Origin of the sequence: uncultured Oscillibacter sp., from assembly GCF_910584465.1 — a bacterium.
GTDB lineage: Bacteria > Bacillota > Clostridia > Oscillospirales > Oscillospiraceae > Oscillibacter.
The window spans coordinates 1-10,987 of the sequence record NZ_CAJUBK010000069.1 but is presented as its reverse complement, the minus strand read 5'-3'; the positions used below and the strand labels follow the sequence as shown (position 1 = coordinate 10,987).

Here is a 10,987-nt window from a genome sequence, read left to right as displayed (position 1 = left end):
ACCGGGTGATGATGTCCTTGATGGCCTTGTTCATGGCGGTGCCCATGTGGATGGACCCGTTGGAGAACGGGGGGCCGTCGTGGAGGCTGAAGAGGGGCTTGCCCTCGTTCTTCTTGAGGAGCTCGTGGTACAGATCCTCGGCCTCCCAGCGGCGGAGCATCTCCGGCTCCCGCTTGGGCAGGCCCGCCCGCATGGGGAACTCGGTCTTGGGCAGGTTGATGGTCTTGTTGTAGTCCATATCGTATTACTCCTTTTCAATATTGCTTTTAGTATTGGTTTTTTCGATCAGTTTTCCGGAAAAGCAAACCAAACCGCAGCTCCGGCAGAGCATGGCCCCTGGAAAGGTGGGAAAGGGGTCCCGGGTGAACACGGAGGCGTCGTCGTCCCCTATGGGACCAATCTCCACCCGCACATCCGCACCTCGGAAAAGCCCAATCGTTCCCTGGGTCCAGGACAGATACTTCTGCGTGTGCAGGTCTCCCTCCTCCATGGGCCCGCCGCAGCAGGGGCAGTCCATAGGCGCTCCTCCTCTATATGCTGTGCTCCACGCTCCAGCTCCCGTTTTCCCCGAGGGCGCACTCCACACCGTCCACTTTCCATCCGCCCTCCTCGGGCCGGAGGGTGAAGCGGTAGCCATAGCTGTAGGAAACCAGGTTCCGGGCGGTGATGACCGCCTTTTTGGCGGACTTCATGGTAAATCGCACCGCGGGCTCCGAGGCGTCAAACAGGTAATCGTACTTGGCGGGCCTGCCGTAGCTCCTGGCGGGCCCCCATCTCAATATTTTTTCTGTGCAGTGCGGCGTGACCAGCTCCAGATACCGCCGGAAGTACTCCTCGCTCAGCGCGCTTTCCTCGGGCGTCTCCTGGTAAGCGGGGACCCCCGCCGCCGCTTTCTCCTCCCGGAGCTTCAAGGCCCGGGCGCAGATCTCCTTTTCCAAATCGTTCCGTCCTCTCAGCAGCGCTATCAGGGGCGGCACGATCTCTCCCGCCATGGCCTGAAACTTCTCCGGCGTGTCCTGGAGCATCGTCTTCACTTCACCGGACATAGTGACCTCCTTATTAGAAATAGAGATCCGTCCGCCAGGGCCCGCCGCCGCAGGTGTTCCGGGACACCTGATGGATCTTCCACCCGCCGCCCTCCGGCTTCAATTCAAAGCGGCAGTCACTGCCGAAGCCGTCGCAGTCCCGGACCATCACCACGGCCTTCCCCTTGCTCTTCATGGTGAAGACCACCTCCGCCGGTCCTTTCAAACAGGCAAAATCCGCCGGGTCTCCCATGCTCTGGCAGCAGTCCCGGCGTTGGGCCAGGAGCTTTTCCGTACAGCGGGGATCCAGCAGGGCCTTGTATGCCTCCCGGTAGTATCCCCACAGGGCCTTGCTGTTGGGGTGGGCTTGGGTGGAGTAAATACCGCCGGGGCGCTCCGCCCGCTGCTTCTGTCCCCGGGCGTAAAACTTCTCCTCCAGGGCGCAGAGGCCCCGCAGCAGCTCTATCAATGGCGGCACGATCCCTTCCGCCATGGTCCGAAATTTTTCCGGCGTGTCTTCGAACACTACTCGGACGGTCCCCGCCGTTCCCACAGTCCCACCTCGTATCCGTATCATCATCTTTAAATATAACTATCCGTATCCACCACTGGGAGACCGAAAAAACGCCTCCGTCTCCTTTTCAAGAGACGGAGGCGCCATCGAACGCTCCGCGATACCACTCTCCTTGCCGCCCCCTCGCGGGGGACGGCCCCTCAGCGCCCGCCGATACGGGCCGATGGAGTAACGCCCATCAAACGTCCACGCTTACTCGCATCGTCTTTCAGCAGGAGGCTCCGAGGTGATCTTCGCCGCTCCGCCCCCGCCGCCTCGCACCGTCCGGCGGCTCTCTGAAGGGGGACCGAGAGGGCTACTCGTCCTCATCCACGCCCAAATGTTCAGTTGCCACTTATGATAGCACGTTTTTTCGGTTTGTCAACCGTCTGATCGTACTTTTTTATTGGTAGCGATAGCGCTGGGCGGTGTATCCGTCGATGCAGCGCTGGAAAAGCTCATAGCTGCGGAACTCCAGCAGCCGGCAGCCCGGGGCCTCATGGAAGGAGACGATCCGCCGCCGGGTGTCCACCCAGACCCGCCAGACCTGGCATCCGGCCCTCTTTTCCTCGTCCAAGGCGGCCCCTCCCCTCTTTTTTCAGGTCCCTTCCATTTTATGCGATTATCGCATAAAAATCAATATGCAATTTTCGCATATCCTAGAATGAGGGATATGCCACACGCTGTGAGAGGAAGGGGATGGAGAGGATGTACCAGCGTCTGCGGGATCTGAGGGAGGACCGGGACCTGCCTCAGCGGGTCCTGGCGGAGCTGCTCCATGTGTCACAGACGACGTATTCCCGCTATGAGAACGGGGGGCTGGATATCCCCAGCGGGGCGCTGATCGCGCTGGCGAGGTTTTACCACACCAGCATCGACTATCTGGTCGGACTGACGGAAGATCCTGCGCCCTATTGGGAGGGGCCCCCTCATCGCTGATGCCCCCGCCCGCCCATCGCGCAGCCCGTCCCCCGTCCCCCGTCCCCCGTCTCCCGTCCTTCGTCCCCCGTCCCTCGTCTCCCGTAAAAAAAATCACCTGCGGACCCAACAACGTGGTCCGCAGGTGAAAGCGAAGAGATCCCCACCATAGCGCAGTTTTCGGCGAAGCCGGAAACGGAGCGGTGGTGGGGATCTCTGAGCTGGAGCGGGCAACGAGGCTCGAACTCGCTACCTCCACCTTGGCAAGGTGGCGCTCTACCAGATGAGCTATGCCCGCAACGACAAGGAGTATTTTAGCAAAGCTTCCCCCGCTTGTCAAGGCCCTGCGCTAAATTTTTTCCTCGTCCTCCTCCCCGCCCTCTCCGGGGGCGTCCGGCGGCGTCTCGTCCTCCGCCTCTGCCCCGGCTCCGCCGTCGGGGACGCCTCCGTCCCCCTCCGGCCCTTCTCCCGGGGCGTCCCCGTCCGGGGCCTCGGGATCTCCTCCCTCCCCGGGGCCCTCGTCCTCCGGATCCTCCTCCGGCTCCGGCGGGTCCAGCAGGAACTCCACCAGGCCGGGGTCCTCCTCCGTGGGATAGTAGTCCACCACCCAGGGGATCGTCTCCGTCAGCTCCCGTTCCTCCCGGAGCTGGAGCATGGCGTCCTCCACCCTGGTCCGGCCGTCCTCCCCCCAATAGCCCATGCGGACCGCCAGCTCCGTCTCCCCCTGGTCCAGCGCGCCCGCCAGGAGGCTGTACAGCGCCTCGGGGCTCGTGGCGTTCACCACCGCCTGGAGCTGTTCCAGCGTCCGGCGGTAGCTGATGCGGACGGCGACCTCATGATATCCCCGCTGGGCCTTGCTGGAGGCGGTGATATACTCCACGGCGTAGGCCCCCATGGGCGTCTCCTGCTGGACCTCCGTGGCGGCCTGTTCCAGGGTGTCCGCCACGGTGAGGTCGCTCTCGAAGTTGTAGAGGCGCAGCGTCGCCGTCTCCCGGTGCTGTCCGATCAGGAGCAGCAGATCGTTCACCACGTCCTGGTGGTTCTCCGCCCGCAGCGTCCCGGCGGCCTCGCTCTCCCAGAACTTGCTGCTGTGGGGCTCGGCGGTGGAATAGGTCCGCTCCAGCAGCGCCGAGCACCCCGTCAGCAGGCAGAGCGCCGTCAGCATCGTCCAGATCCTCCAGCCCACAGAGCGGCCCCCTTCCTTTTTTACAGCCCCAGATCCTCGTCGATCAGCACCACCTCGGCCTCCATGCCCATCATGGGCCCCCAGAGGGTCACCAGGCCCCGGCAGATGCGCTCCGGGCCCTTGCAGTCGTAACAGCGGTCGCACTTCACGGCGCAGGGGGTCTTCTTCCCCAGCTGCCGCGCCCGCTGCGGCGCGGCCACGTTCCGGGCCCGCCAGACCGCCTCCTCGTAGCTCGGGGCCAGCTTGTTCCGCCCGATGACGAAGTACACCTTCTCATGGCCGAACAGCGTCGCCGCCACCCGGTTCCCCGCGCCGTCGATGTTCACCAGCTCCCCGGTCTGCGCCAGCGCGTTCACGGACGTCAGGTACACCTCCGTCTGCATGGCCGCCCGCCGGGCGGGCGCGGCGTCCTGCTTCCAGTGCCAGACCACCTGGTTGTGCCTACCCAGGCGCTCGTAAAGCCCCAGGGCGTCCAGCGTGGCCGATCCCCCGAAGCCCACGCTCCTGCCGTCGATGGCGGCGTCCAGGTAGTCCGCCGCCTCTCCCCCGCTGGAGAAGGTCCGGACGGTATAGCCCCGGCCCTCCAGCTCCTTTTTCACCATGTCGAATGCCATCGTGCAGCCTCCTTATCTCCATGTCGTGTCTGTACCGTGGCCCACCGCTCCAGATACCGGTCCGCTTCCTGCCTGGAGCGGAAGACCACGATCTCCCGCCCCTCCCGGTAGTGCTCCAGCAGCGCGCGGATCCGCGGGAGCCGCTCCTTCGAAAAATCCGCGATCCGCCGTCGGAACGCCTCGTCCAGCTCCGTCTCGACCCACGGCAGATCCTCACGCTCCCGGCCGATCCGGGCCGCCGCCCCGGCCAGGCACTCCTCTGCCGGCAGGTCCATCAAGAACACCGTGCCGCACGCCGCCAGCCGGAGCTCCAGCGTACGCTGGTAATCACCGTCGATGATCCACCGCTCCTGCCGGACGATCTCCCGCAGCCGGGCGTCGAACTCCGCCCTTGGGACCGTGGTCCGGTCCGGCCGGTGCCACAGCCTATCCAAATGGTAGAGCGGGAGCCCGGACACGTCCCGCAGCCTCCGGGCGAAGGTGGTCTTCCCCGCCCCGGGGCAGCCGATCACCACCACGCGTTCCATCCGCCTCACTCCAGCGCGATCTGCGTCTCGCCCGTGTCCTCCTGCCGCAGCAGCGCCCCGGTGGCCGGGAGGGAGCGGACCCGATAGCGCCTCGGGTCCGCCACCGCCGACTCCTCCAGGGGCCGGACGGTGTCCAGCCGGTAGCGCGGCTTCAGCGTCATCACCGCCACGCCCTGGGTCGACCGGGTGGTCTTGGGCGTGAGCAGGGCCGTGTGGAAGATCAGGCACCGGGGCTCGGTGGAGCAGACCGCCACCTCCCCCTCCTGCTCCACCCGGAGGATCGCCCTCAGCGGCGAGCGGTCGGAGTAGGCCCCCGTGAGCTTCCTGCGGTTGGAGGAGGTCTGATAGGCCCGGAGCTCCACCCGCGCGGCCTTGCCGTTCTCGAAGAAGAAGATCAGCCCCCCGGACCAGTCCCCCGGCAGGACCATATGGATGACGCTCTCCCCGGCGTCCATGCCCAGCTTCGCCGGGAGGTAGTCCCCCAGGACGCTGGCCTTGGCGTCGTCGAACTCGCTGAGCCGGGTCTTGTACACCTGGCACCGGTCGGTGAAGAACATGACCTCCGCCCCGCTGGTGGTCTCGAAGGTCTGGCGCAGGCCGTCGCCCTCCTTGAATTTCTGGGCCCCGCTCATGCGCAGGCTCTGGGGGGTGATCTTCTTGAAATAGCCCTCCCGGGAGAGGAAGACGTGGACCGGGTACTCCTCCGGCCCCTCTTCCTCCGCCGGGTCGGGCAGCTCGTGGGCGTAGACGATGGCGGTGCGGCGGGGCTCGCCGTACTTCTCCGCCGCCGCCTGCAGCTCCTCCAGGATGATCCCCTTCACCCGCCGGCCGTCCCGGAGGATGTCCTCCAGGTCGTCGATCTCGTCCTGGAGAGACTCCGCCTCCTGCACCCGCTTCAGGATGTATTCCTTGTTGATGTTGCGCAGGCGGATCTCCGCCACGTGCTCCGCCTGGACCTGGTCGATGCCGAACCCGATCATCAGGTTCGGGATGACCTCGGCCTCCTCCTCCGTCTCCCGGATGGTCTGGATGGCCTTGTCGATGTCCAGCAGGATGCGCTTGAGCCCCTTGAGGAGGTGGAGCTTCTCCTTCCGCTTCCCCAGCACGAAGAAGACCCGCCGCCGCACGGACTCCGTCCGCCACGCCGTCCACTCCTCCAGGATCTTGCGGACGCCCAGCACCTTCGGCATCCCGGCGATGAGCACGTTGAAGTTGCAGGAGAACGCGTCCTCCAGGGGCGTCTGCCGGAAGAGGCGGGCCATGAGCTTGTCCGGGTCCGCCCCGCGCTTGAGGTCGATCGTCAGCTTCAGGCCGGACAAGTCCGTCTCGTCCCGCATGTCGGCGATCTCCTTGGCCTTCCCGGCCTTGATCAGCTCCGCCACCTTGTCCAGGATGGCCTCCGTGGACGTGGAATAGGGGATCTCCACGATCTCGATCAGGTTCTCCTCTTTGACATAGCGCCACTTGGCCCGGACCTTCACGCTGCCCCGGCCCGTCTCATAGATCTCCCGCAGCGCGTCCCGGTCGCAGATCAGCTCGCCCCCCGTGGGGAAATCCGGGGCCAGCAGGGTCTCCGTCAGGTCGTGGTCCGGATCTTTCAGATACGCCGCCGTGGTCTCGCAGACCTCCCGGAGGTTGAACCCGCAGAATTGGGAGGCCATGCCCACGGCGATGCCGCTGTTGGCCGAGACCAGGATGTTGGGGAAGGTCGTCGGCAGCAGGGCGGGCTCCTTCATGGTGTTGTCGTAGTTGTCCACGAAGTCCACCGTGTCGCTGTCGATGTCCCGGAACAGCTCCTGGCAGATCGGGGTCAGCTTGGCCTCGGTGTACCGGGGGGCCGCCCAGGACATGTCCCTGGAGTAATGCTTGCCGAAGTTGCCCTTGGAATCCACGAAGGGGGTCAGCAGCGCGCCGTAGCCCCGGCTGAGGCGGACCATGGTGTCGTAGATGGCGGCGTCGCCGTGGGGGTTGAGGCGCATGGTCTGGCCCACGATGTTGGCGGACTTCGTCCGAGCCCCCGTGAGCAGGCCCATCTTGTACATGGTATAGAGGAGCTTGCGGTGGGAGGGCTTGAAGCCGTCGATCTCCGGGATGGCGCGGGAGACGATGACGCTCATGGCATAGGGCATGTAGTTCGTCTCCAGGGTGTCGGTGATGGGCTGTTCCACCACCGCCGCCCGCAGGCCCAAAACGTTGGGTGCTCCGCCCCTGGGCTTCCTGCCCTCAGGCATCTTCTTCTTTGGCATGGGTCCCTTCCTTCCCTGCTATCCGGATCGGCCAGCCCTCCCGGATGATGTGTTCACGGGCGCTCCGCCCTCATTCCTCCGGCTTGTACTGCTGGCCGAAGGGCGTGACGGCCAGGCCGCCCCGTCCCGTCTCCCGGAGGCTGGGGGGCAGGGACTGGCCCACCCGCTGCATGGCGTCCAGCACCTGGTCCGGCGGCACCCGGCTCTCGATGCCCGCCAGGGCCATCTGCGCCGCCGACAGGGCGTCCATGGCGCCGATGACGTTGCGCTTCACGCAGGGCACCTCCACCAGGCCCCCCACCGGGTCGCAGACCAGGCCCAGCAGGTTCTTCACGGCCATGGCGCAGGCGTGGGCCATCTGCTCCGGCGTCCCCCCCTGCAGGAAGACCAGGGCCGGGGCGGCCATGGCGGCGGCGGAGCCGATCTCCGCCTGGCAGCCGCCCTCCGCGCCGGCGATGCAGGCCCGCTCGGCGATGACCATGCCGAAGCCGGAGGCGATGTACAGCGCCTGGACCAGGGCCTCCTCCGACAGGCCGTAGCGCCGCCTGCAGGGCAGCAGCACCGCCGGCAGCACGCCGCAGGCCCCCGCCGTGGGGGCCGCCACGATCCGCTTCATGCACGCGTTGCACTCGCCCATCCGCAGTGCCCCGGCGATGACCTCGGAGAAGAAGGGGCCGCAGAGGCTGTCCTCTCCGGCCTCCCGGCCGTAGCGCTCCATCCTCCCGCCGTCGCCGCCGGTGAGCCCGCTGTTGGAACGGTCCTCCTCGCAGTAGCCCGCGTCCGCCTGGATCATGGCGTCCAGCAGTCCCGCCATCTTCTGCCAGGATGCCTCCCGGCTGATGCCCTGCTGGCGGCAGTCCGAGATCTGGATGTCCTCCCACAGGGGCATGTCCTGCTCCGCCGCGTCCCGGAGCATCTGTTCGATGGATTGAAAGTCGATCATACCGTCCCCTCCTGTCCTTCCGGGATGTAGCAAGTCACTCTCTTGATGCCCGGCAGGTCCCGGATCTCCTGCACCACGTTGGCCGGCACCGCCTTGTCGCACTCGATCACCATCACCGCCATGCCGCCCCGGCTGCCCCGGTTCAGCTGGAGGGTGGCCACGTTCACGCCCGTGCTGGCCAGGATGATGGTGACGTGGCTGACGCAGCCGGGCCGGTCGGTGTTGTGGATCACCAGGGTGGACAGCTCCCCGCTGAAGGAGCACTCCATCCCGTCCACCTCGAACACCCGCACCCGGCCGCCGCCCAGGGACGAGGCCCCCACCTCCATGCTCCGGCCGCTCCGGCCGGAGAGGCGGATCAGCACGCTGTTGGGGTGCGCGTCCCGGAGGGCGCAGGTGCCGAAGGTGAAGCGCAGCCCCGCCTCCTCCGCCAGGCGGAAGCTGTCGGGGAGCCGGGGATCGTCCGGCGCGAAGCCCAGCAGGCCCGCGATCAGGGCCTGGTGGGTGCCGTGTCCCTTGCCGGTGGAGGCGAAGGAGCCGTGGAGCAGCAGCTCCGCCTCCTGGGGCTCCTCTCCCAGCAGCGACCGGGCCACCCGTCCGATCCGGGCAGCCCCCGCCGTGTGGGAGCTGGAGGGGCCGACCATGATGGGGCCCATGATGTCGAATAGGTTCATGCAGCACATCCTCCGATCTTTATCGTTTTATCCGCATGCCGCCCCTCCGGGCGGCGGCGCGGGTGCTCCCTGTCCCAGGATCTCATGAGATGTCCGCCATCTCCAGATACTTATACCCATCCTCCGCGATATGGCATCCATCCCGCTCCCGCGGGATCCATGCCGCGCCGCGGCGGGCGGTCTCGATACGCGCTCACGCGCGGCTCCCTCGCCTGCGCTCGGCCGCAGGACCATGTCGCATGGGTGCTCTCCCGCGAAAGCCCCTACGAGATGTCCGCCATCTCCAAATACTTATACCCGTCCTCCGCGATATGGCATCCATCCCGCTCCCGCGGGATCCATGCCGCGCCGCGGCGGGCGGTCTCGATACGCGCTCACGCGCGGCTCCCTCGCCTGCGCTCGGCCGCAGGACCATGTCGCATGGGTGCTCTCCCGCGAAAGCCCCTACGAGATGTCCGCCATCTCCAAATACTTATACCCGTTCTCCGCGATATGGTCCTTCCGCCCCTGGAGGTTGTCCCCCAGCAGCAGGTCGAAGACCTGGGCGGTCCGCTCCACGTCCTCCGGCATCACCCGGATCAGCCGCCGGGTCTCCGGGTTCATGGTGGTCAGCCACATCATGTCCGGGTCGTTCTCGCCCAGGCCCTTGGAGCGGTCGATCTTGACCTTCTTCCCCTCCAGCCCCTTCACGATGTCGTTCTTCTCCTTGTCCGAGTAGGCGAACCAGGTGTCCGCGCCGCAGGCGATCTCGAACAGCGGGGTCTCCGCGATATAGACGTAGCCCTCCCGGATGAGGGTGGGCGTCAGGCGGTAGAGCATGGTCAGCACCAGCGTCCGGATCTGGAAGCCGTCCACGTCGCCGTCGGTGCAGATGACCACCTTGTTCCAGCGCAGGTTCGACAGGTCGAAGGAGGACACGTCCTTCACATGCCGGTCCTTCACCTCCACGCCGCAGCCCAGCACCTTGATCAGGTCCGTGATGATCTCGCTCTTGAAGATCCTGGCGTAGTCCGCCTTCAGGCAGTTCAGGATCTTCCCCCGGATGGGCATGATGCCCTGATACTCCGAGTCCCGGGCCAGCTTCACGCTGCCCAGGGCGCTGTCGCCCTCCACGATGTAGATCTCCCGCCTGGCGGTGTCCTTCGTCCGGCAGTCCACGAACTTCTGGACCCGGTTGGCGATGTCCACGCTGCCGGAGAGTTTCTTCTTGATGTTCAGCCGGGCCTCCTCGGCCTTCTCCCGGCTCCGCTTGTTCAGCAGGACCTGCTCCGCGATCTTCTCCGCGTCGAAGTGGTTCTCGATGAGATAGATCTCCAGGTTGGACCGGAGGAACTCCGTCATGGCCTCCTGGACGAAGCGGTTGGTGATGGCCTTCTTGGTCTGGTTCTCATAGGAGGTCTGGGTGGAGAAGTTGCTGCTCACCAGGATCAAACAGTCCTCCACATCCGCCCAGGAGATCTTGCTCTCGTTCTTCTGGTATTTCCCCTGCTCCCGGAGGTATTTGTCGATGGCGGAGACGAAGGCGGACTTGCTGGCCTTCTCGGGGCTCCCCCCGTGCTCCAGCCAGCTGGAGTTGTGGTAGTGCTCCACCACGTTCACCCGGTTGGAGAAGCAGAAGGCGGCGGAGAGCTTCACCTTATATTCCGGCTTGTCCTCCCGGTCCCGGCCCCGCCGCTCCGCCTGCCAGCAGGCCGGGGCGGTCAGGGCGTCCTCCCCGGCCAGCTCCGCCACATAGTCGGCGATGCCGTTCTCATAGAAGAACTCCGTCTCCTCGAACCGGCCCTCCTCCGTCTCATCGCGGAAGTGGAAGCGGACCCCGGCGTTGACCACCGCCTGGCGCTTCATCACGCCGGCGAAGTACTCCGGCGGGATGGCGATGTCGGTGAACACGTCCAGGTCCGGCAGCCAGCGGGTCCGGGTGCCGGTCTTCCTGGACTGGGCCTTGGGGAGGGGGGCCTTCTCCAGCTCCCCCACGATCTGCCCCCGCTCGAAGCGCAGGCGGTATTCGAAGCCGTCCCGCCAGACGGTGACGTCCATATAACGGGAGGCGTACTGCGTGGCGCAGGAGCCCAGGCCGTTGAGCCCCAGGGAGAACTCGTAGTTGTCGCCGGACACGTTGTCGTATTTGCCGCCGGCATAGAGCTCGCAGAAGACCAGCTCCCAGTTCCAGCGGCCCTCCTTCTCGTTCCAGTCCACCGGGCAGCCCCGGCCCGCGTCCTCCACCTCCACGCTGTGGTCCAGGAACCGGGTGACGGTGATGGACGTGCCGTGGCCCTCCCGGGCCTCGTCGATGGAGTTGGA

13 protein-coding genes, 1 tRNA gene and 1 other annotated feature are annotated in these 10,987 nt (G+C 66.0%); of the genes, 1 reads left to right on the top strand and 13 read right to left on the bottom strand.

Annotated elements, in window-relative coordinates; genetic code table 11:
* The 5 genes from QZ332_RS11825 to QZ332_RS11805 all read right to left on the bottom strand — a co-directional run.
* The coding region (locus QZ332_RS11825) for a class I tRNA ligase family protein (RefSeq protein WP_295765640.1) at nucleotides 1-238 on the bottom strand (238 nt) is incomplete at its 3' end.
* A 6-nt stretch (nucleotides 239-244) separates the two neighbouring features.
* Nucleotides 245-517 (bottom strand): PF20097 family protein, encoded by a 273-nt coding sequence (locus QZ332_RS11820; protein ID WP_295765638.1) that lies wholly within the window; start codon nucleotides 515-517, stop codon nucleotides 245-247.
* Nucleotides 518-530: 13 nt separating this feature from the next.
* Nucleotides 531-1,046: a hypothetical protein gene (locus QZ332_RS11815; RefSeq protein ID WP_295765636.1), complete on the bottom strand. Its 516-nt coding sequence runs from the start codon at nucleotides 1,044-1,046 to the stop codon at nucleotides 531-533.
* 13 nt (nucleotides 1,047-1,059) lie between these two features.
* The gene (locus QZ332_RS11810) at nucleotides 1,060-1,578 is read right to left on the bottom strand and encodes a hypothetical protein (protein ID WP_295765634.1); all 519 of its coding nucleotides are present in this window, start codon (nucleotides 1,576-1,578) and stop codon (nucleotides 1,060-1,062) included.
* Between the two features lie 88 nt (nucleotides 1,579-1,666).
* Nucleotides 1,667-1,920 (bottom strand) — a binding site (T-box leader).
* A gap of 61 nt (nucleotides 1,921-1,981) precedes the next feature.
* Complete coding sequence (locus QZ332_RS11805) at nucleotides 1,982-2,155, bottom strand: hypothetical protein (protein ID WP_295765632.1); 174 nt, start codon at nucleotides 2,153-2,155, stop codon at nucleotides 1,982-1,984.
* 131 nt (nucleotides 2,156-2,286) lie between these two features.
* On the opposite strand from QZ332_RS11805, the gene QZ332_RS11800 reads away from it, so the two are divergent.
* The gene (locus QZ332_RS11800; protein ID WP_295765644.1) at nucleotides 2,287-2,517 is read left to right on the top strand and encodes a helix-turn-helix domain-containing protein; all 231 of its coding nucleotides are present in this window, start codon (nucleotides 2,287-2,289) and stop codon (nucleotides 2,515-2,517) included.
* 201 nt (nucleotides 2,518-2,718) lie between these two features.
* Here QZ332_RS11800 and QZ332_RS11795 read toward each other — a convergent pair.
* From QZ332_RS11795 to QZ332_RS11760, 8 genes are all read right to left on the bottom strand, one after another.
* Nucleotides 2,719-2,794, bottom strand: a tRNA-Gly gene (locus QZ332_RS11795).
* A 51-nt stretch (nucleotides 2,795-2,845) separates the two neighbouring features.
* Nucleotides 2,846-3,682: a hypothetical protein gene (locus tag QZ332_RS11790; RefSeq protein ID WP_295765630.1), complete on the bottom strand. Its 837-nt coding sequence runs from the start codon at nucleotides 3,680-3,682 to the stop codon at nucleotides 2,846-2,848.
* Between the two features lie 20 nt (nucleotides 3,683-3,702).
* Nucleotides 3,703-4,296 carry a lactate utilization protein gene (locus QZ332_RS11785; RefSeq protein ID WP_295765628.1) on the bottom strand — a complete coding sequence of 198 codons (594 nt, stop codon included), beginning with the start codon at nucleotides 4,294-4,296 and terminating at the stop codon, nucleotides 3,703-3,705.
* A complete protein-coding gene (locus QZ332_RS11780; RefSeq protein ID WP_295765626.1) occupies nucleotides 4,278-4,823 on the bottom strand; it encodes an adenylate kinase in 546 nt (181 codons plus the stop codon). The genes QZ332_RS11785 and QZ332_RS11780 overlap by 19 nt, the downstream gene beginning before the upstream one ends.
* Before the next feature lie 5 nt (nucleotides 4,824-4,828).
* Nucleotides 4,829-7,069 (bottom strand): DNA topoisomerase (ATP-hydrolyzing) subunit A, encoded by a 2,241-nt coding sequence (locus tag QZ332_RS11775; protein WP_295765624.1) that lies wholly within the window; start codon nucleotides 7,067-7,069, stop codon nucleotides 4,829-4,831.
* Between the two features lie 70 nt (nucleotides 7,070-7,139).
* A complete protein-coding gene (gene sdaAA, locus QZ332_RS11770) occupies nucleotides 7,140-8,012 on the bottom strand; it encodes an L-serine ammonia-lyase, iron-sulfur-dependent, subunit alpha (RefSeq protein ID WP_363323991.1) in 873 nt (290 codons plus the stop codon).
* Nucleotides 8,009-8,686, bottom strand: a complete 678-nt coding sequence (gene sdaAB / locus QZ332_RS11765) for an L-serine ammonia-lyase, iron-sulfur-dependent subunit beta (RefSeq protein ID WP_295765622.1) — start codon at nucleotides 8,684-8,686, stop codon at nucleotides 8,009-8,011. The genes sdaAA and sdaAB overlap by 4 nt, the downstream gene beginning before the upstream one ends.
* A gap of 444 nt (nucleotides 8,687-9,130) precedes the next feature.
* On the bottom strand, nucleotides 9,131-10,987 hold a 1,857-nt coding region (locus QZ332_RS11760; protein ID WP_295765620.1), incomplete at its 5' end, for a toprim domain-containing protein.